Origin of the sequence: Pseudomonas taiwanensis (genome assembly GCF_013393345.1) — a bacterium.
GTDB classification, from domain to species: Bacteria; Pseudomonadota; Gammaproteobacteria; order Pseudomonadales; family Pseudomonadaceae; genus Metapseudomonas; species Metapseudomonas resinovorans_C.
Genome location: NZ_QJRF01000032.1, coordinates 17,354 through 43,047 on the forward strand (window position 1 = coordinate 17,354; position 25,694 = coordinate 43,047).

The following is a 25,694-nucleotide window of genomic DNA, read 5'->3' on the forward strand; positions in this document are numbered from 1 at the left end:
CATCGGGTTGTAGTGGCGCCCGAAAACGGAAGGAGTCGCCCCCGGCTCCTGCACAACAAATAAATAACCGTATGGCCGCAAGGGGAGCATCAATGAAACGTCTTACCGCATTCGCTGGTTGCTGTTTGTTCGCCCTCTCCAGTTCCGCCGCATTCGCCGCCGAAGACGCCAGTTGCCAGAAGATCCGCGTGGGCGTGGTCGGCTGGACCGATGTCGTCGCCACCACCGCCGTCGCCAACGAACTGCTCGGCAGCCTGGGGTACCAGACCACCCAGACCCAGGCATCGCAGCAGATCATCTTCGCCGGAATCCAGAAGAAACAGGTCGACGTCTTCCTCGGCTACTGGAAGCCGATTATGGATGACAACATCAAGCCATTCCTGGAATCCAAATCGGTCAAGGTCGCCGCCGAGCCGTCACTCAATGACGCCATTGCCGTACTCGCCGTTCCTACCTACACCGCCGAGCAGGGCCTGCGCACCTTCGCCGATATCGCGAAGTTCAAGGACCAGTTGGACGGCAAGATCTACGGCATCGAATCCGGTTCCGGTGCCAACACCGCGATCCAGAAGATGATCGACACCAATCAGTTCGGCCTGGGCGGCTTCAAACTGATCGAATCCAGCGAGGCGGCCATGCTCACCGCGGTCAAGCGGGCGGTGAAGAACAACAAGCCGGTGGTGTTCTTCGGCTGGAAACCACACCCGATGAACATCCAGATGCCCGTTACCTACCTCACCGGCAGTGAGGACGTGTTCGGCCCCAACGATGGCGCCGCCACGGTCTCCACCGTCACCGCACCGGACTTCGCCCAGCGTTGCCCCAACGCCGATCGCCTGCTGGCCAACCTGCGATTCACCAGCGCCCAGGAGGCTGAGTTGATGCAGCCGATCATGGAGCGGCAGGACCCCGCCAAGGTCGCCCGTGAGTGGCTGAAAGCCAACCCGGAAGTGGTCAAGGGCTGGCTCGCCGGGGTCACCACCTTCGACGGCAAGAACGGCGTCGACAGCGCCCTCGCTTCGCTGAAGTAACTCAACGCAACGCCCAGTGCGCGGGCCTGCCCGCGCACGGTTTCCGATCGCCTCGCAGAAGGATGAAACAACCGTGAACTACGAAGTCATCGTCACCTGTGCCGTTACCGGCGCCGGCGATACCGTCGGCAAGCACCCGGCCATTCCCGTTACTCCGAAGGAAATCGCCGCCGCCGCCATCGAAGCCGCCAAGGCCGGCGCCACCGTCGCCCACTGCCATGTGCGCGATCCGAAGACCGGCAAGCCGAGCCGTGATGTGGCGCTGTACCGGGAGCTGGTGGAACGTATCCGCGAGAGCGACACCGACATCATCATCAACCTCACTGCCGGCATGGGCGGTGACCTGGAAATCGGCAAGGGCGAGCAGCCCCTGGAGTTCGGCACCGGTACCGACCTGGTCGGGCCGCTGGAGCGGCTGGCCCATGTGGAAGAGCTGCTGCCGGAAATATGCACCCTGGACTGCGGCACCCTGAACTTCGGCGATGGCGACTTCATCTACGTCTCCACCCCGGCGCAGCTGCGCGCCGGTGCCAAGCGCATCACTGAGCTGGGCGTGAAGGCCGAGCTGGAAATCTTCGACACCGGCCACCTCTGGTTTGCCAAGCAGATGCTCAAGGAGGGCCTGCTGGAAGACCCGCTGTTCCAGATCTGCCTGGGGATTCCGTGGGGCGCGCCGGCCGACACCACCACCATGAAGGCCATGGCCGACAACCTCCCCGCTGGCTGCACCTGGGCCGGCTTCGGTATCGGCCGCTCGCAGATGCCGATGGTCGCCCAGGCCATGCTGCTGGGTGGCAACGTGCGGGTAGGACTGGAAGACAACATCTGGCTCGACCGCGGCGTGCATGCCAGCAACGGTCAATTGGTGGAACGCGCCATCGAGATCATCGAACGCCTCGGCGGCCGCGCCCTGACCCCGGCCGAGGGGCGCAAGAAGATGAACTTGAAGCCGCGCTGACCGCCCGTATGTGTAGGAGCGAGCTTGCTCGCGAATGATGCGTCCAGGAGCTTCGCGAGCAAGCTCGCTCCTACGGACTGTCTTTACCCAATTAGATTTGCCTGTCCAGGAGCCACCATGTCCTTCGTCACCCAGATCAAGACCTTCGCCGCCCTCGGCAGCGGCGTCATCGGCAGCGGCTGGATCGCCCGCGCGCTGGCCCACGGACTCGACGTCATCGCCTGGGACCCGGCACCCGGCGCCGAGGCCGCACTGCGTGCACGCATCGCCAATGCCTGGCCGGCGCTGCAGAAGCAGGGCCTGGCCCCCGGCGCTTCCCAGGACCGTCTGCGCTTCGTCGCGACCATCGAAGAGTGCGTGCGGGACGCCGACTTCATCCAGGAAAGCGCGCCGGAACGACTCGACCTCAAGCTCGATCTGCACGCGAAGATCAGCGCCGCCGCACGACCGGATGTGATCATCGGCTCCAGCACTTCGGGCCTCTTGCCCAGCGAGTTCTACGCTGACGCCGTGCACCCGGAACGCTGCGTGGTCGGCCACCCGTTCAACCCGGTCTATCTGCTGCCACTGGTGGAAGTGGTGGGCGGCGAGAAGACCGCGCCGCAGGCCGTCCAGGCGGCCATCGAAATCTACACCGCGCTGGGTATGCGCCCGCTGCATGTGCGCAAGGAAGTGCCGGGCTTCATCGCCGACCGCTTGCTGGAAGCCCTCTGGCGCGAGGCGCTGCACCTGGTGAACGATGGCGTCGCCAGCACCGGCGAGATCGACGATGCCATCCGCTTCGGCGCTGGCTTGCGCTGGTCATTCATGGGGACTTTCCTGACGTACACACTGGCGGGTGGCAACGCTGGCATGCGCCACTTCATGGCCCAGTTCGGCCCGGCGTTGCAGCTGCCGTGGACCTACCTACCGGCTCCGGAATTGACTGACGAACTGATCGACCGGGTGGTGGAAGGTACGTCCGAACAGCAGGGTTCGCGCAGCATTGCCGAGCTGGAGCGTTACCGTGACGATTGCCTGTTGGCAGTGCTCGGCGCCATCAAGGAAACCAAGGCCAATCACGGCTTCGCCTTCGCCGACTAACCTCAAACCTTCCCGCCACTCCGTGCTGGCCCCCTCTCCCTTCAGGGAGAGGGCTGGGGAGAGGGCGCATTGCTGGGAGTTTCCTGATGGGCCACGCCCTCACCACCTACCGCACCGCCGTCCTGCCCGATTGGGTGGACTACAACGGCCATCTGCGCGATGCCTTCTACCTGCTGATCTTCAGTTACGCCACCGATGCCCTGATGGACGAGATCGGCCTCGACGAACAGGGTCGTGCGTCCACCGGCCACACTCTGTTCACCCTGGAGTGCCACCTCAACTACCTGGCCGAAGTGAAGCTGGGAGCCGAGGTGGAGGTGCGCACCCAACTGCTCGCCCATGACGCCAAGCGGCTGCATATCCACCACGGCTTGTTTCTGAAGGGGGGAGAGGAGTTGCTGGCGGCCAGCGAGCAGATGTTGATGAACGTGGCTGCCGATACATCGCGCTCGGCGGCCTTCGCTGCGCCGGTGGCGGCGAAGGTAGAGGCCGTGTCGGCGGCTCATCGCGAACTGCCGCGACCCCGGCATGTGGGGTGTGTGATCGGGCTGCCGCCGCCCCGCTGAGGCGGCGGCATTTTCTTTTGGTGCGTGTTCCTCAGGGGGTGGGCACCACATAGCGGCGAGCGAAGTCGATCAGGTCGACCTGGTTGCGGGTCTTCAGCTTGTCCATCAAACGGGATTTGTAAGTACTGACCGTCTTGTGGCTGATGAACAGCTGCTTGGCGATTTCCTGATTGTTCTTGCCATTGGCCAGATTCTGCAGGACCGCCAGTTCGCGGTCGGACAGCGTGTCCAGCAGATGGCTGTCGCTGCACTCGCCCCGCTGCGAGGTATCCGGCAGGTGCACCGTGCTGGGAAACAGGCTGTACCCGGACAGTACCGAGCGCACAGCCGAGACCAGACTGACCGCCTGCTCCTGCTTGGACATGTAGCCGGTAGCGCCCGCCTGCAGGCAGCGGTTGGCGTACAGCGAGGCTGGCAGCGAGGTCAGCACCAGCAGTTTGAGGTTGGCGTCCATGCTGCTGAGTCGGCCCAGGACTTCCAGGCCGTCGAGCTTGGGGATGGCGATATCCAGTATCACCAGGTCGGGTCGCAGCGAACGCGCCATGCTCAGGCCTTCCACGCCGCTCTCGGTCTCACCGATCACCTCATAGTCCTCTCGCTCCAGCAGTACGCGAGTTGCAAATCGGATCATGGACTGATTGTCGATCAGCAGTACCTTGTTCATCTGTTGGTTCTCCATGTCAGGTTTCCAATGAGTACGGAGCGCTCACAGGCCTTCGGGAATTGCCGTTGAGAATGGGGCTATCGAAGATGTGGATGGCCACGCCGGCCCATTGAGATGGGGATTCGTTTCGACCGGCGTGAGAATGCCAAGTTGGCTTTAACGGAAATCCTATTCAGAATCTCGGCAACTTATCCTTCAGACCGATCTGATAACTTCGTACTAACTTTCACCTGTTTCTAAGACTTGCCCGTACTGTTTCCGGGTGTCCGTCCCAATTGGCAGGTGAATGTTCAGGGGCGGAAGTATATTGGCGGTTTTTCTGTTGATTGGACGTTTAGGAAGTTTCCTACAGAGTCTGTAGGCAGACTTCTTGGCGTGTAGGTCGCCCCGAAAAAAGTGCCCTGTTTCAACTAATGTTCTGTTCATTCAATTCTGCGAGGCGGACCGGCCAGGTGATCCGTAATTTCCTTTCCAGAGCAGTCCTGCCCTTCTTCTGGCTTCTCATGGTGGGGACTGCCTACGCTGGCGAGGATGCTCGCCCACTGACCCTTTCCAGCCAACTGGTGGTCGATCAGCAGGAGCTGTTGATCAGCGAGGAAGACTGGCACTGGCTACGGCAGAAGCGCGAGCTGGTGCTGGGCGTCACGGGTGGAGAGTTCGCGCCCCTGGAAATCATCGGGCGTGATGGCGGCTACGAAGGTATCGCGGCCGACGCCGTGGCACTGGTCCAGCAATTGCTCGGCATGCAGATCAAGCTGCGTCGGTACCCCGACCGGCCGGCCCTGCTGCAGGCCCTGGTCGCCGGCGAGATCGACCTGCTGATTGGCGATGGCCAGGACGGCGCCGGCCAGAGCGTCGTTCGCAGTCTGCCCATTGCGACTGATCGGCTGGCGCTGTTCCGCCGCTATGACGACCAGCGCAACTTCCCGCAGGACCTCGCTGGCGTCACCGTCGCTCTGGTGCCGGGGCATGACCAGGCGCTCGGCCAGCGCTATCCCGGCGTGCGGCAGGTGGTTGCCCGGTCGGTGGAGGATGGCTTGGCGGCGGTTGCGTTCGGGGAGGCCGATCTGCTGCTGGGCGACTTGCTGCCGGTCTATTACCAGCTCAATAGCAACTTCTATGGCATGGCCAGGTTCGATCGCTTCGTCGACCAGCCGGATGTCGGCGTCGCGTTCATCGTGCGGGAGCAGGACCAGCGTCTGTTGCGTGGCCTTGACGCGTCCCTGAGAGCGGTGGGCCGCGCGCGCCTTGACGAGATATCCCGGCGCTGGACGGGCGTTGGTGTAATTCCCGTACGCGACCTGCAGCCGCTCACACCCGAGGAAGCGCGCTGGGCTCAATCCCATCCGGTTGTGCGCCTGGTGATCGATGACGACAAGGCACCGCTGGCGTACTTCGACGACAGTGGACAGCTACGTGGTGGTGTGGCGGACCTGCTGGAAATGGTCTCGGTGCGCACGGGATTGCGTTTCGAAGCAGTCAGTCGTACCGGTGGCCCCGCCCGCCAGCTCGAGGATCTGGAAGAGGGTGACGCGGACCTGGCCATCCTGACGCCGAGCAAGGAACGGGAAAGCCAGCTGCGCTTCACCCGTCCGATTTCTACCAGCCCCTTCGTGCTGGTGGCGCATATGGACAAAGAGGGCGAAGTCGCGCCGATTGGGGAGAGGGGCCAGCGCCTCGCCCTGAGCCGCGGTAACGTGGCCCGGGAGCAAATCCGACAGATCTATCCCGAGATGCAGTTTATCGATGCCGCCTCCTCTCTGGATGCCATGAATAGGGTGCGTTCCGGCGAGGCGGACTTCGCCTTGGTGGCGATGCCGGTGGCGCAGTACTACACCGTGCCCCTGTTCGAAAACAGACTGAAGATCGCGGCACTGCCGCCCATCGACCCGGCGCATGCCAACTTCGCCGTGCGCCGCGGCGATACCGAGTTGTATTCGATCATCGAGAAGGCCCTGGCCAGCATTTCGCCGGACGAACTGAACGCAGCAACGAATCGTTGGCGCGGTAGCCGGGCCATGAGCCCACAGATCTGGCGCGACTACAGCGCCCTGATTCAGCGCATCCTCATCGGTGCCTCCCTGCTGCTGCTGCTCGTGCTCGCCTGGGTCCTGCGCCTGCGTCGCGAAGTGCGGCGGCGGCAGACGGCCGAGCGCCAGCTCAGCGACGAGCTGCGCTTCATCGAAACCCTGACCGACAGCATGCCGCCGCCGCTTTATGTGCGGGATACCGAAGGGCGACTGCTGTCGTGCAACCGCAGCTATTCGACGAGCCTGGGGCTGGCAGCGGATCAGGTGCGCGGCCTCACTCCGATGGAGCTGCCTGGAGACGTTTTCGAGGCTGCGCCGGAGTTCCATCGGCTCTACCTCCAGGCGATGGCGGAAGGGCGGATGATCAAGGGCATCCACCACGTTCGTCTCGGCGGCAAGAGCCTGTGGATCGATCACTGGATCCAACCTTTCCAGGACTCCGCCGGCAAGGTCAAAGGGGTAATCTGCGGCTGGCTCGACATCACCGAGCACCGTCATCTGGTGCAGGAGCTGGAATCGGCGAAGAACCTGGCGGACGAGGCCAGCCGGGCCAAGACCACCTTCCTCGCGACCATGAGCCACGAAATCCGCACGCCGATGAACGCGGTGATCGGCATCCTCGAACTGGCGCTGAAGCGTGCTGCCGACCAGCCCATCGACCGCTCCAGCATTGAAGTGGCCTACGGCTCGGCCCGCAGCCTGCTGGCGCTGCTCGGTGACATCCTCGACATCGCCCGTATCGAATCGGGTCGGCTCAGCCTGGCACCGCAGCGGGCCAACCTGCGCGAATTGGTGGAATCGGTGGCGCGGGTGTTCGATGGGCTGGCACGACAGAAGCGCCTGAGTCTGCTGCTGGATATCGACTCCAGCATCCAGGGCGACGTCCTGGTGGACTCCCTGCGTTTCAAGCAGATCCTTTCCAACCTGGTCAGCAACGCGATCAAGTTCACCCGTGAGGGCAGTGTTCGCGTGCACATCCGCGGTGAGGCGCTGGAGGGTGAAATGCTGCGCGTCCACCTCGGAGTCGAGGACACGGGCATCGGTATCTCGCTGGAGGAGCAAGGCCGGCTGTTCCGCCCCTTCGCCCAGGTGGAGCGAGGCAACCAGCAGACCGAAGGCGCGGGCCTGGGACTGGTGATCAGCCGCTCTCTCTGCGAAATGATGGGTGGCCGGCTGAACCTGACCAGTACGCCTGGCCAGGGCACGCGAATCGACCTGGAGCTGCGCCTGCACCGCCTCGAACCGGTCGAGGAGCCGGCGTTGCCCTCGCCCGATCGCGTACAGCAGCGCCGCAGGTTGCGGGTGCTGGTGGTGGATGATCATCCGGTGAACCGGCAAATCCTCGCCCAGCAACTGGCCTACCTCGGACACGAAGTGGTCGCGGTGGAGAATGGCGTGGAGGCCCTTGCCGCCTGGCGGGCCTATCCGTTCGATGTGATCGCCACCGATTGCCACATGCCGCTCATGAATGGCGCCAGCCTCGCTCAAGCGATCCGCGCCGAAGAACGCCAGGGGCCGCGTGCGCCGGTCCTGATTCTCGGCCTGACGGCCGATGCCCAGCCGGATGAAATCGAGCGGGGCCTGCAAGCTGGCATGGACGACTGCCTGATCAAGCCCATAGGTCTCGACCTGTTGGAAGAGAAGCTTTGGGGAGCGTCGGGAGGCGAAGCGGCTCCAGCGGAAGAAGCCAAAGGTGAAGCGCTGTTCGACCTGTCTCCCCTGGCGCCGCTTACTGGCGGTGATGCGGTTCTGATTCGCAATCTGGTGAACGAGTTGCTGGAGGCCAATCGGCGGGATCTGGAGCCCTTGGCCGACCTGGCCGGAAGGAGTGATGCGCCTGCCCTGGCTGAACTCGCCCACCGCCTCAAGGGCGCCGCACGTGTGATCCGCGCGGAACCGCTGATCGACGCCTGCAATGATCTCGAACAGGCATGCAAGCTACCGGCGCCGCAACCCTCGGACCTGCGCGCAGGTGCAGAGGGGCTGCGGCGGGCGATGCTGGAACTGGAGAGCGCGTTGCTGGCGGAGCTGGCCCAGAATCAGTGACGTCCGGGGTGCAAACGATCATCCAGCAGCGCCCGGAAGCTGCTGCGATCCAGCGGCCGTGCGAAGAGGAAACCCTGTGCCACCTTGCAGCCGAGCGAAAGCAGACGCTCACATTGCTCGGTGGTTTCCACGCCTTCCACCACCAGCGTCAGGTCCATGGCCTCGGCCATGGCGACGGCGCCGCGGATGACCGCCCCGCTGCGCGGCTGGTTATCCAGCTTGCGGACGAATGCCGCGTCCAGCTTGACCTCGCTGAAGGGCAGTTCACACAAGCGATCCAGCGACGAATAGCCGGCGCCGAAGTCATCCATGGCCAGTCCACAGCCCATCAGGCGCAGGCGGACCAGGCTTTCCAGGCTGGCGGCTGGCGCTTCCAGCAGGCCGGTTTCGGTGAGTTCGAACGTCAATCCGGAGCCTGGCAGCCCAGCCAGTTCCAAGGCCTGGCCAACGCGCTCGGCGATATCGAGATTGCCCAGCTGTCGTGGGTGGAGATTGAAGGCGAGGTTCACCTGCCGCCCGCTGAGGCCGAGTTCCTGCTGCAGTTCCAGGCCTTGCCCGAGGAGATGCCAGAACAGGCGATCGACCAGGCCGTGACGCTCGATGGCTGGCAGGAAGTGGCCGGGCGATAACACGCCTCGTCGTGGATGGCGCCAGCGGGCGAGGACTTCAGCGCCCTGGAGCTCACCGCTCCGCATGCACACCTTCGGCTGGAGAAACGGTTCGAACTCACCCTGTTCCAGGCCTCTGAGGATTTCCTCCAGGGTGGGCGGCGCGTTCGCCGCCGCGAGGGCTTCGGGCCGCGTGGGAAGGGCTGAATGGCGCTTGATCAGGTCGGCAGCACGCTGCATGTCGAAGGGCTTACCGAGGTCGCCGAGGAAATCCAGGCCAAGGCAGCGGATCATGGCAGAGGTCGCCTGGCGCAGCTCAGGCCCTACCTCGCTGCTGAGAATCACCGAACGGATGACGCCAGCCTGGCTGGCACAACGGAGAAAGGCCGCGCCATCCATGCCGGACATGCGCAGGTCGCAGAGGGCGATGTCGACTCCGCCGCAGGCTTCGAGCAAGGATAAGGCGCTGGCGCCGTCCGCCGCTTCGTGGATCTTCTCGAGCCCCAATTGCCGAAGGGCGGTTACCGCGATCAGGCGCTGGAATGGTTCGTCTTCCAGCACCAGAATGCTCAAGTTCTTCATGGCGGGCTCGACAGCGGTTGGGATAACGGCCAAGTTACCTACGGACACGCGTCCCCAGCTAGGCGATGCGTCCTAGGTGGTTGTAGGAAAATTCATCGGTTGTCGGCTTTGGCCAAGTTCGGGTGCAGCGTCATGGATGCTTGGCCCCTTTTTCGAGGTTGCAATGAGAAGTGCCCTGATCGTCGACGATCATCCAGTGATCCGTATGGCTGTCCGCATGTTGCTGGAGCGCAACGGGATGGAGGTCATCGGCGAGGCTGATAACGGCGTCGATGCCTTGCAGATGATCCGTCAACATGAGCCGGATATCGTCATCCTGGACATTGGCATCCCGCGCCTTGATGGCCTCAATGTCATCTCGCGAATCCAGGCGCTGGGGCTCGACAGTCATGTCCTGGTGCTGACTTCGCAGTCGGCAGAGGGCTTTTCCCAGCGCTGTCTCCAGGCGGGAGCAAAGGGCTTCGTCAGCAAGGAAGAGGACCTGCAGAACCTGCTCACGGCCATCAATGCCATCAACGCCGGATTCACCGTGTTTCCGTCCATTTCGATGAGCGGCAGCCAGGCACCGGCGCTGAGCGAAAGCGAGCTGGTGGAGAGGCTGTCCAACCAGGAGCTGATGGTCTTGCAGTACCTGGCGACCGGGCTGTCGAACAAGGAAATCGGCGAGCGCATGCTGCTCAGCAACAAGACCATCAGCACCTACAAGACCCGTATCCAGCAGAAGCTCAACCTCGGGTCCTTGCTGGAGCTGATCGAGTTCGCCCGGCGCAACGACCTCGCCGAACGACCCGAGGGCTGACCTTTCTTCCCTCAGTTCTGGCAGCTGAGGCGATAGCGCTGGTAGTTGCTGGATTTGTCTTGTGGCGGTAGCGCGTAGGCGGCGGCGCATTGTTGCCCACTCCACTTGATGGTCAGCGTGGCCTGGTCCTCTTCGACCAGGGCCAGTGCCCTGCCGCTCGGATCGGAGATGGCGAGCTGCTTGCCCTTGGCATCTTCCAGCGAAGCGCCGAATGGGATGGGTTGGCCCAGGCTGTCGAACAGCTCGAACTGGACGCGTTGCCCCTTTTTTCCTTCGTAACGGGCCAGCACTATGGCCCCGCGGCGCGGCACGACCTGCTGGGTAGCGTTGTCGATCTCGACGCCGCCGCCGAGGTTGCGTGTGTCCAGGGTGATCCAGTTGGTCCGGTAGGGCTGAGCGTTCGGCACTATGGCATAGCCGTTGTATCCGGTATTGACCCCGTTGAAGTTGCTGACGCTGACATCCGAGATGTCGGGGACTTCCACCAGTGCGAAGGTTTCACCCACCGGTTGGCCCAGGTTGATGCCGCCAGCGTGGGCGACGACGGAGCCCGACAAGGTGAGGTTCTCCGACGTGTAGCTGCGTCCCTTGCTGTAGCCAAGGTTGATCTCCGCAAGCGAGGTGCGGCTGTTCAGGTTGACCGAAGTCGAGCTACCCCTGCTGCTGTTCTGGCTGCCTTGCACCGAGTAGGAGGTGTCGCTGTCTTCGGACAGGTAGCCGTTCACGCCGACCTGCGTGTTGTCGTTGCTGTCCTGATGGGTGGTCGAGAGGTAGGCGCGTGGCGCCCGTGGCTTCGAGCCCAGAGGGAAGGACACGGAAAGGTTTAGCTGGGTGTCGTCGTTCGACGGGCCGGCAGTACCGATGTTGCGAGTTTGGCTCACGCTGAAGCTGTAGCTGACGTCGCGCCAACCATTGGAGTAGCCGGCGGAGAGGCTGCGCGTGCCGCCGCGATTCCAGTAACGCTCGTCGCTGGCGTTGATGTAGAGGCTGCCGTACTTGCGCTGGCCAAGGGTCTGGTTGACGGTCAGGTCGGTACGGATCTTCGAGCGACCACTCGTGCTCGGCATGCCCAGGGTGAGTTCTTGAACATGATCGGAGAGCGTCCGATAGCCTTCGGTGGAGTAGCGATAGGCCGCCAGGGTGAAGCTGGTGTCAGTGCCGGTGAAGGTCTTCGCGTACAGCGCACGCAGGCTGTTGCCTCGGGCGGAGAGCCCACGAACCCGGCTGGCCGAGTGCGTTACGTCGACCGACACAGCACCGATCGGGGTATTTCGCCCGGCACCGAGCGATACGGCATTGAAGTCCTGGGTGGCCTGGGTGCCAGCAATGCCCGTGAGGTTGCTGCTGAGGCCGTAGGCTGCAGTCGCGCTGACGAATGCCGGGTTTTTGAGGTCGTCACTGTTGCTATTGAACTCGCCGGCAGAAAGGCTGTAGTTCAGTTGGCCTTCGCGGACCATGGTCGGCAGGCTCGAAAAGGCCTGCTGGCTCACGCGCCGGCGCCCGTCGGCCTCGATGATGGTGATCTCCAGGTCGCCGTTGGAACCGGTGGGGAAGATGTCGCTGATCTCGAACGGGCCCGGCGCCACGGTTGTGGAGTAGAGGATGTAATCGTTCTGACGAATCTCCACGGTCGCGTTGGTCTCCGCAACGCCACGGATGACCGGTGCATAGCCGCGCTCGCTGTCCGCCCGCATGGCTTCATCGGAGGCCAGCTTGATGCCGCGGTAGCGCACACTGTCGAACAGGTGGGCGTCGGAGTAGATCTCCCCCAGGCTGAACTGCCCCTTGAGCCTTGTGATGTCGCGCTGCAAGTAAGTGCGGTTGCTGGTGAAGGAACTTGGCCGACCAGTGCCCGTCCGGTAGTTGGATTCGTTCCGCAGACGCCATGCCCCCAGGTTGATGCCGTTGCGCAGGCCCAGGTTGTTGTATGTCTGACGGCCGTAGTCGTCCCGGTTCCGGTTGGTGTTGAGCTGGTAATTGACGAAGGCGGCGGCGACACCGTTGTCCCACAGGGCCGGGTCTACGTAGCCGCGCCGGCCCTGGAGCATGGCGATCTGCGGAATGCTGGCGCTCAGGCGCAGGCGAGTGGAGTCGTAGCGCAGTGTGGCCTGGTCGATCAGTGTCGACAGGTCGTAACAGGTGTCGGCCCCGTCGGGATTGACCACGCCCTGTTCCACCAGCTTTGCCAGGTCGATGCCCAGCAGGTGAAGCAGCTCGATATTAAGGCAGGGTTCGACTATTCCCGTCTGCTGATTGCGCAAAAAGTCGATGTCCCTACGCCCGACCAGTACCTCGTTGCTGTAAAGGTCCACCCGATAATTGCCAGGCACGACGCTGTTCGCGTGCAGCAGGGACTGCAGGTCGACGGCTGAGGGCGCACCCTTGAGGAAGGTCGTGTTGAACGAATCGACCTGGGCGTCTGCCACCGGTAGCGGTTCGGGGGATTTGGCATGCAGCGTCATCGAAGGGAGAGCCAGGGAAATGGCTAGCGCGAGTTTGCTGCGGCGAACCAGGGGGCGCGATCTCAGGTTGCCCGCGGGCAACCGAGTGGAACGTCCCTCGATATGACTGGGCCAATTGCTCATTACTCAATGCCTGCGAGCTGCCCGGTTCACCTCCCCTCAGGACGAGCGGTGCCAGGCGGGAGCGTTCAGCACCCGCCGGAGGTGAGCCAGAGGTTTGGGGATAGAGCTCGTTACAAGCTCACTCGGACCGCTTTGCCGTGGCTCCAGCGGGACTCCCGATGGAAAGGCTTGCGGAGTAGGGCACCAGGGCTCCGTAGTCGTTGATGCTGAAGAAGGTCAGATCAACGGCTTTCGCAGACGGCAGATCCGGGACGCTGAATACCCGTTCTTCGCCGGGGGCGATCATGGTGGAGTCGACGGCCACCGTGGTGCCCAACTTCACATCGCTCATGGAGACGTGGTATTTACCCGGGTTTCGGAGCTTCAGCTCCGTCTTGCCGCCAAGGCGCGCGAGCTGCCATTGCAGTTCTTCTGGTGCACGGTGGGCCTCGGTCTTCAGCCCCTCCGGACGGAAGAACATCTTGATTCGCTGGCGTACGGCCAACTGCAAGATGTTCCGGCCTTCGCTGGTCTGGGGAATTTCCTGGACGTTGAGCCATACCACCGACTCCCGGTCGGTAGGCATGCCGCTGCCTTCGTAGAGAATGCGCAACAGCTGTCGTTCGTTCGCAGGTACGCGCGCCAGAGGAGGCGTCACGGCAAAAGGTGGCGGCGTGTCCAAATCCTTGTCGCTGTCGATCCATGACTGAACAAGAACGTCCTTTCCAGTGTTGCGAACGGTGATGCTGGCCTCTTTGTTGGGGCTGTTGAAGACAAGACGGGTGGAGCTGAGAGAGATTCCCGCGCATGCGTGGGAAGCCAGCACCAGGCTCAAGGCGCCCAGGCAGGTGGAGATCGTGCGACGGAGCATAGGATTACCATCAGGTACCAGGGAAGTAGCGGGGCCGGATGGCCCCGCCAGGCTTCATGGATGCCGTTCCTGCTTATTCGTACTGCAGGGTGAACGGCAGGGTGGCGTTAGCGTCACCGGGAGTGGCGGTCTTCGGGTCGGCAGTGGTGACGTAGGCTGCGGCGAAGGTCAGGGTGGCGTCGGTACCGTTCAGTGCGCTCTCGATCTTGGCGGTGTTTTTTGTGCGCAGGTCAATGATTTCACCATTGCTGTCCATGATGGCGATGCCGACGTTCGTGGCAGATTCGGTGCTTCGGTTCAGGGCCAGGATTGGCTTGCTGTCGACCAACCCGGAACCAGCTGCGGCGTCGAACACCATGGCGACCTTGGTGCCTTCGTTGCAGTTGACCTTCAGGTTGAAGTTGCTTGCGCCGATTCGGCCGCTGGTCGGGGCGGTATCGGTACCGATGTCCTTGATGGCAAGGTTGCCCATATCGACGATGATGGCCTTTTCCTTACCGACGGAGCCGTCTACCGTGCAGGCGTCGTTGTTGATGAAGCCGGTGAAGTTGATCTGGCCACCACCTGCGTCGATGGCAAAGGCGGAACCGCTAGCTGCGATGACGGACATCGCGAGGAAGGCCAGGGAGATCTTTTTCATGTGTTACTCCAGACAAATTGATCACGAAAAGTGGTGCATCGAAATGCCCGGCCAAGATAATCCCTGGTGAAATTCGGGAATATCAGATGGGGTTTTTGATTCTGTAAGGAATTACCGATATTGGGGGTAGCCGCTTTCTTGCCGGCGTTTTCAGCGACGATCGTGGTCGTTTCAATGCAGGCTGAAAGCCCCTATGAACGGATGATTCAGCTTGATTGCACCTGTGCCGAAGCTTTCGGAGAGCGGGTCCAGGTCGAGGCGACGGCTTTCCGCTTGTGCGTGAGGGGAGAAGGAAGCAGGCCCTTGCTTGGCCGGGGCGATTCGGAGCGGGTTCCGCGCGGAGGCATTCGGCTGATACCAACACTTCGTGATTGAAAGCTGTCTGCTTCCGACGGCAGCTGCAGCTTGCCGTTGCCCCCACCGGAGATAGCAGGCAAGGCCCCGTGGGGGGCTTGGCCCTTTCAGTTGAAGGTGACGATCACCACCTTGCCGCGAATCGTGGAACGGGAGCTGCTGGCGACTGCATAAGTGCTGATGGAGGACGTATCAGCTACGCCTGCACAGATTCCATTTGCAGCGGGAGCCGCCCCGGCGCTGCCCGGGCTGACGCCATTGATTCGACCCGCATGCCGGTTCCAAGTGGCCGTGGAATATTCACACGGTCCCCTCTCAATGCTCCCTACGAAGTGAATGACGCCATGAGTTGTCTTGCCGTCGCGTGCATGAGAAACCGCTGAAAATGCAATCAGCAGCATCGCTACTGGGATAAGAATTTTCTTCATGGCTGAGCCCTCTATCTGACTTAGGGTCAGTAAAGATCAGACGGCTCTGACCTACTAGATCTTGGGGTTTCCGATTTTTCTGTAGGAATTCAGGGTCCGTCTGAAGTCTCTTCGCAATCGCCGGAGAATTCCTATGAGGAATGTGTGCTTATCCGCACTTCCTCAGGAATGGGAAATTTCACACAGCCAATTTCCCGCTGGAACTGAGGATCATTGAGGGTTTTGCCGGACCGACGGTGCTTCAGAAAGGACGTTGGTGAGGAATGGCGGGCAAAAAAAGCCCCCGTCAGGGCCGACATCCCGACGAGGGCGAGGGTGGTCCTTGAGGGGACCTCAGTGTGAACGTTCGGACCAGGCCTTGAGCAGGCTCGAGGCCAGTCCATAGAGCGTCAGGAGGATGGCGAAGCCGAGGCATACGGACATGGCTGTTCCTCCGCCCGGCGAGGCTGCCGCAGCCGCCTCGCCGAGCTCCCTGGAAGTGTTACTCGTTGACCTGGCGCAGTTGGGTGGCCGGGGTATCACCGAGGTTGTTCAGCATGCGTTCGCTGTACCAGTCGAGGAAGTTGATCACGCCGAACTCGTAGGTCTTGGAGTAGGGGCCCGGCTGGTAGGCCGTGGAGTTGATGCCGCGCTGGTTCTCTTCGGCCAGGCGACGGTCCTGGTCGTTGGTGGCATCCCAGACTTCACGCAGGCGCTGCACGTCGTAATCCACGCCTTCCACCGCGTCCTTGTGCACCAGCCATTTGGTGGTGACCACGGTTTCCTGGGCGCTGATGGGCCACACGGTGAACACGATCAGGTGATCGCCCATGCAGTGGTTCCACGAGTGCGGCAGATGGAGGATGCGCATCGAGCCCAGGTCCGGGTTCTTGATGCGGCCCATGAGTTTCTTGCTGCCCTGCTTGCCGTCCATGGTCATGGATACGGTGCCGTCGAGCAGGGGCATGCGCACGATCCGGTTGCGCAGGCCGAAGCTGGCGTGGGCGTAAGGGATCTTCTCCTCGTCCCAGGCCTTGGTGCAGGCGGCGACCTGGTCCTTGAAGGCCTGGCTGGCGCGCGGGTCGGTGACGTCGTCCCATTCCAGCAGGGTTTTCAGCAGTTCCGGGTGCGAACCGTTGCAGTGGTAGCACTCGCGGTTGTTCTCCAGCACCAGCTTCCAGTTGGCGGCTTCCTTCAGGGTGGTCTGCACGGCCACCTTGGTGTTCTCCATGTCATACGGCTCCATGTAATGGGCCAGGGTGGAGAGGAAGTCGTCGATGGCTGGCGGGTTCTCGGCCAGGGAAATGAAGATGTAGCCGCCCGCGGTCTTCACATTGACGGGTTTGAGGCCGTATTCCTTCATGTCGAAGTCGGCACCCATCTCGGTACCGGCGAACAGCAGGCGGCCGTCGAGTTCGTAGGTCCACTGGTGATAGGGGCAGACCAGCTTGGCGACCTTGCCCTTTTCACTGACGCACAGGCGCGAGCCACGGTGGCGGCAGACGTTGTGGAAGGCATGGATCTGGCCTTCGCCGCCACGGATGACGATGATCGGGTTATCGCCGATCTGCAGGGTCAGGTAGTTGCCCTTGGCGGGGATTTCGCAGGTCATGCCGGCGATCAACCACTCCTTGTGGAAGATCTCCTGCATGTCGATCTGGAACAGACGCTCGTCGCTGTAGAACGGCTGCGGCAGGGAGAAGCTGTGGTCGCGTTCGCGGAGCATTTCGGCCGTGGCCTTGCGTGCGGGTTCAAGCGGATCGCCCAGGCTCAGGGTGGAAGTGACGTCCATCGGTAACTCCTCAATGGCTGGTCGCGCCGGCGACCGCCGCAAATAAGTGGCTGATTCGGTTGTCACGCAAGGCGGCGTGACCTGCCCTCGTTTCTTGCCTGCCGATTGGCTGCCCTGCTGCGGGTGCGAGGGTGGTTCGCTCGGAAGCCTTATGGTTCGGCTGGGAATGAGTGTGCTGGCGCTGGGAGGTACGACCTTATCCATGGGCGACATGGGGACATCCGTTTCCGACGGGCGAGCCCCGGTGGTTGCTGGCAGGTCGCGATGAGCATGTGAATGTCGCGGACAGGTAAATGGGCCGTTTTTGCGTTATTCACAATCCGCCACATTAGGCCGATATCCGGCCACGCGCGGAGCAGCGTCCATGACCAATAACTTCCTCAATCCGATCACGACCCAGACCTGGACCAACGGCCGGCACATGGTTCGCTGCGTCAAGGCGATCCAGGAAACCTGGGATGTGCGTACGTTCTGCTTCATGGCCGACCAGCCCATGGTGTTCTTCTTCAAGCCGGGGCAATTCGTGACCCTGGAGCTGGAGATCGACGGCCAGCCGATCATGCGCTCCTACACCATCTCCAGCTCGCCGTCGGTGCCCTACAGCTTCTCGCTGACGATCAAGCGCGTGCCGGGCGGCAAGGTGTCCAACTGGCTGCACGACAACCTGAAAGAAGGTGACGTGATTCCGGTGCACGGCCCGGTCGGCCTGTTCAACGCCATCGACTTCCCGGCGGACAAGGTGCTGTTCCTGTCCGGCGGCGTCGGCATCACCCCGGTGATGTCCATGGCGCGCTGGTTCTTCGATACCAACGGCGCGGTGGACATGATCTTTGTCCACAGTGCGCGGACGCCGAAAGACATCATTTACCACCGCGAGCTGCGTCACATGGCCTCGCGCATCGAGAACTTCAAGCTGCACCTGATCTGCGAGAAGTACGAGATCGGCGAAACCTGGTCGGGTTATCGCGGCTACCTGAGCCGCGCGATGCTCGATCTGATGGCCGGCGATTTCATGGAACGCGAGATCTTCTGCTGCGGCCCGACGCCTTACATGTCCGCGGTCAGGCGCCTGCTGGAGGCCGCCGGCTTCGACATGAAGCGCTATCACGAGGAAGCCTTCGGCCCGACGCCGCCGGAGATCCGCGAGGAAGTGAAGGAACATGCCGCCGAGGCAGCCGAAGCGGCGGCGGAAGTACCGGCCGGCGCGATGAACCTGGTGGAGTTCACCGGCACTGGCAAGAGCATCCGCGTGGCGCCGGGTGAAACCGTGCACTCGGCCGCCGCCAAGGTCGGCCTGCATATTCCCAAGGCGTGCGGCATGGGCATCTGCGGAACCTGCAAAGTGATGAAGACCGCCGGCGAGGTGGACATGGAGCACAACGGCGGCATCACCGACGAAGACGTCGCCGAGGGCTACATCCTGTCCTGCTGCAGCATTCCCAAGGGCGACGTGGCCATCGACTACTGATGGTTTTCTGAGCAACTCCCGCCAGCCCGCGGCAATCGTGGGCTGGCGCCATCTATCCACAGCTTGTGGACGCAGCGGTGCACAGTTGTTGTGCGCAACTCGCTGAAATCGCTGAAAAAACCACCAATCCTCTGCAGCCTACGCAGCACGCGGCCACGAATCAGGCACGAACAGCTTGTCCACAGCCTGGTCCACCGTTGGTGGGGGTAACCCCCGCTATGCTTGATCGGACCTTCGTTCCGCCGGCGCACCTGCCTGCGCCGGTCCCCTGCGACCTGCCTGAGGTGCCATGCGATGAAACTCTACTATTCCCCCGGAGCCTGCTCCCTCGCCGTGCATATCGTCCTGTGTGAAATCGGCAAGCCCTTCACTCTGGAGAAGGTCGACCTGGCCACGCACAAGACAGCCGACAACTGGGATTACTACCGCAGCAATCCCAAGGGCTATGTACCGCTGCTGGAAATGGACGATGGCCAGAAACTGACCGAAGGCCCGGTGATCTGCCAGTACCTGTGCGACGAGGCCGGGCGCACCGACCTGATGCCGCCAGCTGGCGACATGCGGCGCTATCGCGTCATGGAGTGGCAGGCATTCATCGGCAGCGAAGTGCACAAGACACTCGGGGCCCAGTTCAATTCGGCGCTGGATGACAAGGCCAAGGCAACCTACGCCGGCATGGCTCACCGGCGTCTGCTCTGGATTTCCCAACAACTGCATGACCAGCAGTTCCTCACTGGCGACGACTTCACCGCAGCGGATGCGTACCTCTTCACGGTCACCAACTGGACGGGTCACCTGAACATGGACATCTCCGATTGCCCCGATCTCCAGGCCTTCCAGGCCCGCGTGGCGGCCCGCCCGGCCGTGCAGGCCGCGCTGAAGGCGGAGGGGTTGGCCTGATACCGGAACGGTGGGCCGTGTCTGCATCAAGTGCTGCAAGTAGCTGCAATGCCCGTAGGAGCTGGCTTGCCAGCGAATGGCCCGTTTCGCTAGCAAGCTAGCTCCTACAAGGCAAGCCAGTCCCCACAAGGATTCTCAATCCTCCTCCTGCACCGCCTTGTAGTTGCCGGAGAGCTTCTGCTGAACATCCTGGGGTGCGGCGTTGTAGTGGCTGAGGACCATGCTGAAGGCGCCGTGGCCCTGGGTGATCGCCTTGAGCCGTCCGGCGTAGCCGTCCAGCTCCGCCAGGGGCACCTGGCCGTAGACCAGCGCCAAACCCTGGGACAGTGACTCGGTACCCGTGACCTGGCCGCGACGGCCAATCAGGTCGGTGGTGATATCACCCAGGTTGGCCTCCGGCGCAGTCACTTCCACCGCTACCACAGGTTCCAGCACGACCTCTCCGGCAGCACGCAGGGCATCGAGCATGGCCTTGCGTCCGGCGGCCTGGAAGGCGATGTCCTTGGAGTCCACCGGGTGGTGCTTGCCGTCGTAGACGGTGACCTTCACATCCTCCACCGGCAAGCCTGCCAGCGGTCCGCAGGTAAGCACCGAGCGCACGCCCTTTTCCACCGAGAGAATGAACTGCGACGGAATCACACCGCCCTTCACCTCGTCGGTGAAGGCGAAACCGGTGCCACGCGGCAGCGGTTCGATACGCAGGAACACCTCGCCGAACTGGCCGGCGCCGCCCGTCTGCTTCTTGTGCCGGCTGTGGCCCTCGGCGGGGCGGGTGATGGCTTCGCGGTAAGGGACCTTGGGCGGGCGGGTTTCCACTTCCAGCTTGTAGGTGCCGGTGATGCGATCCAGCAGGTAGCGCAGGTGCAGCTCGCCCATGCCGCGCAGCACGGTTTCCTGGGTAGAGGCCTGGTAGTCCAGCTTCACGCAGGGGTCTTCCGCCTGCAGACGACTCAGTACCTCAGCGATGCGTTGCTCGTCGCCACGGCGCTTGGCCTCGATGGCGAGCCCTTGCATTGGCTCGGGGAAGTCCAGGGCCTTGAGATGGATCTGATCCTCGTCGTGGGAGTCGTGCAGGACCGAGTCGAACTCCACTTCGTCCACCTTGGTCAGGGCGCCGAAATCGCCGGGGATCAGCCGTGTCACTTCCTCATGGCGCTTGCCTTGCAGGCGCAGCAGATGGCCGAGCTTGAAGGGTTTGCGCCCATCGCCGACGAACAGTTGCATGTCCCGCATCAGGGTGCCCTGGTGCACGCGGAAGATGCCCAGCTTTCCCACGAACGGGTCGATCACCACCTTGAACACGTGGGCCAGGACGTGTTGCTGAGGGTCGGGCCGGGAGCGGAAGGCCTTGGCATCCGCTCCCTCGCCCTTGAGAAAGAGCGGGGGGTTGCCCTCGGTGGGGTTGGGCGCCAGGCGCGCGAGGATGTCCAGCAATTCGGCCACCCCGGCACCCGTGCGTGCGGAGGTGAAACACAGGGGAATGAGATGCCCTTCGCGCAGGGCTCGCTCGAAGGGTTCATGCAGTTCAGCCGGGGCGATTTCACCTTGCTCCAGGTAGCGCGCCATCAGCTCCTCATCCACCTCCACCACCTGGTCGACCAGGGCCTGGTGAGCTTCGGCCACCGAAGAAAAGTCGGCCTCGCCAGCAGGCTCGAAGAAGCAATCCACTACGCGGCTCGCATTGTCTGCCGGCAGGTTCAGCGGCAGTACCTCCTTGCCGAAGACTTCCCGAAGGTTGGCCAGCAGGGCAGGGAGGTCGACCCGCTCGGCATCGATCTTGTTCACCACCAGCATCCGGCACAAGCCGCGTTCGGCTGCCATGGTCATCATCCGGCGTGTGGTCAGCTCGATGCCGTTCTGTGCATTGACCACCACCAGCGCGGTTTCCACGGCCGCCAGGGCGGCGATGGACTGGCCGATGAAGTCGGGATAGCCGGGGGTGTCGATCAGATTGAGCTCGGCGCCCTCGTGGCTGCAGTGGGCCAGGGCGGAGGCGAGGGAATGGCGGTATTCGCGCTCCAGTGGATCGAAGTCGCACACCGTGTCGCCGCGCTCCAGGCTGCCGGCGCTGGCAATCGCGCCGCTGCCCTGCAGCAGGGCTTCGGTCAGGCTGGTCTTGCCGCTATCACCATGGCCGACCAGGGCGACCGTTCGAATGGATTCCACCGAGTAGTTCGCCATGAGTACCTCCGCACACTGGGTGTTTCCAGTATAGGCAGGCGGCCCATGCGTGCCCGGATGGCTCGTGCTTTCTACAACTCATTGATATTGCGCGAAAAATGTACGAATCGCGGCAGGCCCCGCCATTCCTGGTGTCGGCCAGTGTCTGTACAGCTTGTCCACAGAAGACTCCACTGGCTTTGTGAGTAAACACCGGGTTTTCCACTGGCTGACCGGGTTTTTAACCTGCGGATGGACCTGAACGGCCAATAGATCGGCAAGTGATCACTTCTCTATACAGTGCGTAAATGCTGGCGTTGATCGACTTGCAAACGGTTTTTCCACAGGGTTCTTCACGGATTTTGTGCGCAATATTTCGGCGGCTGACCGCTCCGCTCCGTGAATCTGTTTGAAAGCCTTGAACTGCGGGGCTTTGCCTATACATAGCCACCAACAGGTTTTCAACAGGGTTATTCACAGGCTATGGGGATAGATCCGCAGAAACACTAGACTGTCTACTTTTTGATCGATTCTGCGCAAGGCAGGTAGGACTAGGTGCGCATTCCTTTTTCCACAGCTTGTGTACCTTTCGCTGCACAGAATCTGTGTGGAAGAAGTGCCAAGTCGTTGAAGTAGATCAGGAAATATACAAGTGACGGGAGGCCGCGGACGGCGTGGGCTGCAGCAGTGGCTCTACAGATTGTCCACAGGTTGGTCCACGGAAAACGGGGGTAAGGCGGGGAAAGAGGGAACGAGAGAAGCCTGTGGAAACTTGTGGGGGCGATTTCAATCGCTACAGGCCGCAGGCCTGCCGCCCGAAGGGGCAAGGGGGGCAACTGCGCTGCCCTTAGCGAATGAATTCGCCCCCACAAGAGAAGAAAGCCGGAGGCGTGAATCAGGCCCCCATCGCCGCACGGATATCCGCGGCCAGTTCACGCACGCGATCCATCTCGGTGTCCCACGAGCACATGAAGCGCGCACCGCCGGCGCCGATGAAGGTGTAGAAGCGCCAGCCCTTGTCGCGCAGGTATTCCAGCGCCGGTTCGGACATCTGCAGGAACACGCCGTTGGCTTCCACCGGGAACATCAGGCTGACGCCGGGCACGTCGGCGACCAGTTCGGCCAGCAGTTGTGCACAGGCGTTGGCATGGTTGCCGTAATGCAGCCAGGCGTCGTCCTGCAGCAGGCCAACCCAGGGAGCAGCGAGAAAGCGCATCTTCGACGCCAGCTGGCCGGCCTGTTTGCAGCGGTAGTCGAAGTCTTCGGCCAGATCACGGTTGAAGAAGAGGATGGCCTCGCCCACCGCCATGCCGTTCTTGGTGCCGCCGAAGCAGAGCACGTCCACCCCGGCTTTCCAGGTCAGATCGGCCGGCGAGCAGCCGAGGAAGGCGCAGGCATTGGAGAAACGCGCGCCGTCCATATGCAGGTTAAGGCCCAGCTCCTTGCACACCTGGCTGATGGCGCGGACTTCCTCGGGACGGTAGACCGTGCCGACTTCGGTGGCCTGGGTAAGGGTGACCACGCGGGGCTTCGGATAGTGGATGTCCTGGCGCTTGAGGGCGATTTCGCGGATCGCTTCGGGCGTCAGCTTGCCGTCGGCGGTCTTGGCCAGGAGCAGCTTGGAACCGTTGGAGAAGAACTCCGGTGCGCCGCATTCGTCGGTCTCGACGTGGGCGGTCTCGGAGCAGATCACGCTGTGGTAGCTCTGGCACAGCGACGCCAGGGCGAGGGAGTTCGCCGCGGTACCGTTGAAGGCAAAGAAGACTTCGCAGTCGGTTTCGAACAAGTCCCGGAAATAGTCGGAGGCCCGCGCCGTCCACTGGTCATCGCCATAGGCGCGTTCATGGCCGTGATTGGCCTCGGCCATCGCGGCCCACGCTTCCGGGCAGATACCGGAGTAGTTGTCACTGGCGAATTGCTGGGTCTGGTCGGTCATGTACTGGTCCTTCTGTCCGATCGCCTGCAGGCACAGGCGTATGGGGCCTAACTTTACGCCAGGTTGAAGGCTTGGGATTCGCTCGAGGCGACATCCTTTTCCATGGCTGGCGCCTGATCAGACCAAGGGAACTCCAGCGGCCATCCGCCCCTCAGAATCCAAGAGCCCGCCTCACGGCGACGCCCTGCCCAGGAAGGAGGAACCGACATGCGTTACCCGACCCTGATCGCCCTGTTCATCCCCGTGTTGATCGGCCTGCCGGCCATAGCCGCCGAATGGCCCAGCGGCGAGCGCGACCACTTCATCCAGGAGTGCAAGACCAGCGCGCAGGCCAATGTGTCAGGCGACAAGCTGCAGCGTTATTGCAGTTGCGCCGCTGACCAGGTCAGCACTGAGTTCAGCACTGCCGAGCTTGAAGAACTCAAGACCCAGAAAACCCCCTTGCCCGATCAGACCCAGCAGCGCCTGATCAAGGTGTCCCAGTCCTGCCTGAGTCAGCTGAACGGCTGAGCATAATTTGATCGATCGGCTGCAGCCCAGGCATTACGCGGGCTGCGTGGCCGCTCCCACAGTTTGTCCACAGGAACGTCCACGTTTTGTGGGGATAGTGGTCAGTCGACCGGCTCCCAGGCCGCCGCCCGCGCGCGGACATCTTCCGGGAACGCGCGGGCCTTGCGCGCCTGGGTATCCAGGTGCACGCCCACCAGGGTCGTGACGGCGGCGATCTCGCCAGTCTCGTCATTGCGCATTTCGTGGCAGAAGTGGATCGACTTGTCCTTTATCTCCAGCACCCGCGAATGAATGGACACCACGTCGCCGGCATGCAACTCGCGCCGGTACTCGATCCGCTGTTCCACGGCTGCCATCCCCGCGTTCTCGCCGCGCAGCCGCGATGGCGCGAGACCGAGCAAGCTGAAGAGCTGCCAGGTCGCTTCATCGAACTTGCCGACGTACCACATCACGTTCATGTGGCCCATGTGATCGCAGTGCCAGGGATAGACAGCGCCGCGGTAGGTGAGGGTATCGGTCATGTCAGGCTGCCTTGTGAGGAGTGACTGGAACAGGAAGTCGGGTTCTGAAGCGGTCATTATTTGAACGCGGTCAGTTATACCAATCGCTTTGAATGGCCGCCGCAGGGGTTACAAAATTTAATCGCGTGTTTAATTTGGTTGTTTTTTGATCAATTCTTCGCAAGTCCCGCAGCGCCGCCATTCGGCATCGACACACACACCTTATCCACAGCCCACTGCACAGATTCTGGGGGCAGCTGTTTCGGCAAGCGCCTGAAATGGCTCAAGAAATGACCATTCGGCTGCAAGCCGCGTGACGCAAGGGGCCGGGCGGTGGCTCTACAGCTTATCCACAGCATGATCCCCGGCTTCTGTGGGCGAGGCGGTGCGCCGGTACATTTTCGAGTCGGATACAGACAGATTTCGCTGAGGCGGGATCGGGAGAATCGTACTGGGCAGGCTCGGCCTGATTCGCGAATGAATTCGCCCCCTCACATCGCTCCTAAATTGCCTCCAAGCGGGGAACCTGCATGGCCATCAGCGTGTTCGACCTGTTCAAGATCGGTATCGGCCCTTCCAGCTCGCACACCGTGGGCCCGATGCGGGCGGCGGCGCTGTTCGCCACGGCGCTGCGTGAGCGCGGCCTGCTGGCGCAGGTGACGCGCGTCGAGGTGCGCCTGTACGGCTCGCTGTCGGCCACCGGCGTCGGCCACGGCACCGACCGTGCGACCCTGATCGGGCTGATGGGCGAATGGCCGGACCAGGTCGACCCGAAACAGATCGCTCCCCGTATCGAGGCGCTGAAGGAAGCCCGCGAACTGCGGCTGGATGGCAGTCACCCGGTGGCCTTCGACTGGAACCGCGACCTGTTGCTGCTGGACGAGAACCTGCCTTACCACCCCAACGCCATGACCTTGATTGTCGAAGGCGAGGCGGGCGAACTGCACCGCGACACCTACTACTCCGTCGGCGGCGGCTTCGTGGTCGACGAGGCCCAGGCCAAGGCCGGGCAACTCGATCAGGACGCCACCGAACTGCCCTACGACTTCTCCAGCGCCGAGGAGCTGCTGGTGCTGTGCCAGCGCCATAACCTGCGCATTTCGGAACTGATGCTGGCCAACGAGAAGGCCTGGCGCAGCGAGGCGGAGATCCGCGCCGGGCTGCTGAAACTCTGGGACGCCATGCAGGAATGCGTAAGCAACGGCCTCGGCCACGAAGGCATCCT

At 62.5% G+C, this 25,694-nt stretch carries 20 protein-coding genes; 10 read left to right on the forward strand and 10 right to left on the reverse strand.

The annotated features are described in order from the left end of the window. Window positions 1-92 precede the first annotated feature (92 nt). The 4 genes from choX to DM872_RS03585 all read left to right on the forward strand — a co-directional run bounded on the left by choX (window position 93) and on the right by DM872_RS03585 (window position 3,638). Entirely contained in the window at window positions 93-1,031 is a 939-nt protein-coding gene (gene choX, locus DM872_RS03570; RefSeq protein WP_179058166.1) for a choline ABC transporter substrate-binding protein, read from the forward strand. A 73-nt stretch (window positions 1,032-1,104) separates the two neighbouring features. Beyond that, window positions 1,105-1,989: a 3-keto-5-aminohexanoate cleavage protein gene (locus DM872_RS03575; protein WP_179058167.1), complete on the forward strand. Its 885-nt coding sequence runs from the start codon at window positions 1,105-1,107 to the stop codon at window positions 1,987-1,989. Window positions 1,990-2,106: 117 nt separating this feature from the next. Beyond that, window positions 2,107-3,072 (forward strand): L-carnitine dehydrogenase, encoded by a 966-nt coding sequence (locus tag DM872_RS03580; RefSeq protein WP_179058168.1) that lies wholly within the window; start codon window positions 2,107-2,109, stop codon window positions 3,070-3,072. Between the two features lie 86 nt (window positions 3,073-3,158). Beyond that, window positions 3,159-3,638, forward strand: a complete 480-nt coding sequence (locus DM872_RS03585; protein ID WP_179058169.1) for a thioesterase family protein — start codon at window positions 3,159-3,161, stop codon at window positions 3,636-3,638. A 31-nt stretch (window positions 3,639-3,669) separates the two neighbouring features. Here the strand turns inward: DM872_RS03585 and DM872_RS03590 are convergent, their stop codons facing one another. Next, complete coding sequence (locus DM872_RS03590) at window positions 3,670-4,302, reverse strand: response regulator transcription factor (RefSeq protein ID WP_077520873.1); 633 nt, start codon at window positions 4,300-4,302, stop codon at window positions 3,670-3,672. A gap of 503 nt (window positions 4,303-4,805) precedes the next feature. Here DM872_RS03590 and DM872_RS03595 point away from each other — a divergent pair. Then, entirely contained in the window at window positions 4,806-8,378 is a 3,573-nt protein-coding gene (locus tag DM872_RS03595) for an ATP-binding protein (protein ID WP_256873282.1), read from the forward strand. Here the strand turns inward: DM872_RS03595 and DM872_RS03600 are convergent. Next, a complete protein-coding gene (locus DM872_RS03600) occupies window positions 8,372-9,568 on the reverse strand; it encodes an EAL domain-containing response regulator (protein ID WP_179058171.1) in 1,197 nt (398 codons plus the stop codon). The genes DM872_RS03595 and DM872_RS03600 overlap by 7 nt on opposite strands. A 163-nt stretch (window positions 9,569-9,731) precedes the next feature. On the opposite strand from DM872_RS03600, the gene DM872_RS03605 reads away from it, so the two are divergent. Further along, on the forward strand, window positions 9,732-10,367 hold the full coding sequence (locus DM872_RS03605) for a response regulator transcription factor (RefSeq protein WP_179058172.1): 636 nt from the start codon (window positions 9,732-9,734) through the stop codon (window positions 10,365-10,367). 11 nt (window positions 10,368-10,378) lie between these two features. Here DM872_RS03605 and DM872_RS03610 read toward each other — a convergent pair whose 3' ends face one another. The 5 genes from DM872_RS03610 to gbcA all read right to left on the reverse strand — a co-directional run bounded on the left by DM872_RS03610 (window position 10,379) and on the right by gbcA (window position 16,995). Further along, window positions 10,379-12,829, reverse strand: a complete 2,451-nt coding sequence (locus DM872_RS03610; RefSeq protein ID WP_256873281.1) for a fimbria/pilus outer membrane usher protein — start codon at window positions 12,827-12,829, stop codon at window positions 10,379-10,381. Between the two features lie 241 nt (window positions 12,830-13,070). Beyond that, a complete protein-coding gene (locus DM872_RS03615; RefSeq protein ID WP_179058174.1) occupies window positions 13,071-13,802 on the reverse strand; it encodes a fimbrial biogenesis chaperone in 732 nt (243 codons plus the stop codon). A 73-nt stretch (window positions 13,803-13,875) separates the two neighbouring features. After that, window positions 13,876-14,442 carry a fimbrial protein gene (locus DM872_RS03620; protein ID WP_179058175.1) on the reverse strand — a complete coding sequence of 189 codons (567 nt, stop codon included), beginning with the start codon at window positions 14,440-14,442 and terminating at the stop codon, window positions 13,876-13,878. Window positions 14,443-14,903: 461 nt separating this feature from the next. Further along, a complete protein-coding gene (locus tag DM872_RS03625) occupies window positions 14,904-15,224 on the reverse strand; it encodes a hypothetical protein (protein ID WP_179058176.1) in 321 nt (106 codons plus the stop codon). A 481-nt stretch (window positions 15,225-15,705) separates the two neighbouring features. Then, window positions 15,706-16,995: a glycine-betaine demethylase subunit GbcA gene (gbcA, locus tag DM872_RS03630; RefSeq protein WP_179058177.1), complete on the reverse strand. Its 1,290-nt coding sequence runs from the start codon at window positions 16,993-16,995 to the stop codon at window positions 15,706-15,708. A 364-nt stretch (window positions 16,996-17,359) separates the two neighbouring features. Between gbcA and gbcB the strand changes: the two genes are divergently transcribed. Together gbcB and gstA are read left to right on the forward strand one after the other, a co-directional pair. Continuing rightward, complete coding sequence (gene gbcB / locus DM872_RS03635; protein ID WP_179058178.1) at window positions 17,360-18,463, forward strand: glycine-betaine demethylase subunit GbcB; 1,104 nt, start codon at window positions 17,360-17,362, stop codon at window positions 18,461-18,463. Between the two features lie 294 nt (window positions 18,464-18,757). Further along, window positions 18,758-19,363, forward strand: a complete 606-nt coding sequence (gstA, locus tag DM872_RS03640; RefSeq protein ID WP_179058179.1) for a glutathione transferase GstA — start codon at window positions 18,758-18,760, stop codon at window positions 19,361-19,363. A 135-nt stretch (window positions 19,364-19,498) separates the two neighbouring features. On the opposite strand, the gene fusA is transcribed toward gstA, so the two are convergent. Further along, window positions 19,499-21,544: an elongation factor G gene (gene fusA / locus DM872_RS03645; protein WP_179058180.1), complete on the reverse strand. Its 2,046-nt coding sequence runs from the start codon at window positions 21,542-21,544 to the stop codon at window positions 19,499-19,501. 874 nt (window positions 21,545-22,418) lie between these two features. Beyond that, window positions 22,419-23,459 (reverse strand): threonine aldolase family protein, encoded by a 1,041-nt coding sequence (locus DM872_RS03650; protein ID WP_179058181.1) that lies wholly within the window; start codon window positions 23,457-23,459, stop codon window positions 22,419-22,421. Between the two features lie 207 nt (window positions 23,460-23,666). Between DM872_RS03650 and DM872_RS03655 the strand changes: the two genes are divergently transcribed. Beyond that, window positions 23,667-23,969 carry a hypothetical protein gene (locus tag DM872_RS03655; RefSeq protein WP_179058182.1) on the forward strand — a complete coding sequence of 101 codons (303 nt, stop codon included), beginning with the start codon at window positions 23,667-23,669 and terminating at the stop codon, window positions 23,967-23,969. 101 nt (window positions 23,970-24,070) lie between these two features. Here DM872_RS03655 and DM872_RS03660 read toward each other — a convergent pair whose 3' ends face one another. After that, window positions 24,071-24,490, reverse strand: coding sequence for an acyl-CoA thioesterase (locus DM872_RS03660; protein WP_179058183.1), 420 nt, complete (start codon window positions 24,488-24,490; stop codon window positions 24,071-24,073). Between the two features lie 509 nt (window positions 24,491-24,999). Here DM872_RS03660 and DM872_RS03665 point away from each other — a divergent pair. Beyond that, on the forward strand, window positions 25,000-25,694 hold a 695-nt coding region (locus DM872_RS03665), incomplete at its 3' end, for a serine dehydratase beta chain (protein ID WP_306296685.1).

Coding starts and splice junctions, on each gene's coding strand:
- choX (WP_179058166.1), top strand. CDS start 93: ATGAAACGTCTTACCGCATTCGCTGGTTGCTGTTTGTTCGCCCTCTCC.
- DM872_RS03580 (WP_179058168.1), top strand. CDS start 2,107: ATGTCCTTCGTCACCCAGATCAAGACCTTCGCCGCCCTCGGCAGCGGC.
- DM872_RS03585 (WP_179058169.1), top strand. CDS start 3,159: ATGGGCCACGCCCTCACCACCTACCGCACCGCCGTCCTGCCCGATTGG.
- DM872_RS03590 (WP_077520873.1), bottom strand. CDS start 4,302: ATGAACAAGGTACTGCTGATCGACAATCAGTCCATGATCCGATTTGCA.
- DM872_RS03595 (WP_256873282.1), top strand. CDS start 4,806: ATGGTGGGGACTGCCTACGCTGGCGAGGATGCTCGCCCACTGACCCTT.
- DM872_RS03600 (WP_179058171.1), bottom strand. CDS start 9,568: ATGAAGAACTTGAGCATTCTGGTGCTGGAAGACGAACCATTCCAGCGC.
- DM872_RS03605 (WP_179058172.1), top strand. CDS start 9,732: ATGAGAAGTGCCCTGATCGTCGACGATCATCCAGTGATCCGTATGGCT.
- DM872_RS03610 (WP_256873281.1), bottom strand. CDS start 12,829: ATGACGCTGCATGCCAAATCCCCCGAACCGCTACCGGTGGCAGACGCC.
- DM872_RS03615 (WP_179058174.1), bottom strand. CDS start 13,802: ATGCTCCGTCGCACGATCTCCACCTGCCTGGGCGCCTTGAGCCTGGTG.
- DM872_RS03620 (WP_179058175.1), bottom strand. CDS start 14,442: ATGAAAAAGATCTCCCTGGCCTTCCTCGCGATGTCCGTCATCGCAGCT.
- DM872_RS03625 (WP_179058176.1), bottom strand. CDS start 15,224: ATGAAGAAAATTCTTATCCCAGTAGCGATGCTGCTGATTGCATTTTCA.
- gbcA (WP_179058177.1), bottom strand. CDS start 16,995: ATGGACGTCACTTCCACCCTGAGCCTGGGCGATCCGCTTGAACCCGCA.
- gbcB (WP_179058178.1), top strand. CDS start 17,360: ATGACCAATAACTTCCTCAATCCGATCACGACCCAGACCTGGACCAAC.
- gstA (WP_179058179.1), top strand. CDS start 18,758: ATGAAACTCTACTATTCCCCCGGAGCCTGCTCCCTCGCCGTGCATATC.
- fusA (WP_179058180.1), bottom strand. CDS start 21,544: ATGGCGAACTACTCGGTGGAATCCATTCGAACGGTCGCCCTGGTCGGC.
- DM872_RS03650 (WP_179058181.1), bottom strand. CDS start 23,459: ATGACCGACCAGACCCAGCAATTCGCCAGTGACAACTACTCCGGTATC.
- DM872_RS03655 (WP_179058182.1), top strand. CDS start 23,667: ATGCGTTACCCGACCCTGATCGCCCTGTTCATCCCCGTGTTGATCGGC.
- DM872_RS03660 (WP_179058183.1), bottom strand. CDS start 24,490: ATGACCGATACCCTCACCTACCGCGGCGCTGTCTATCCCTGGCACTGC.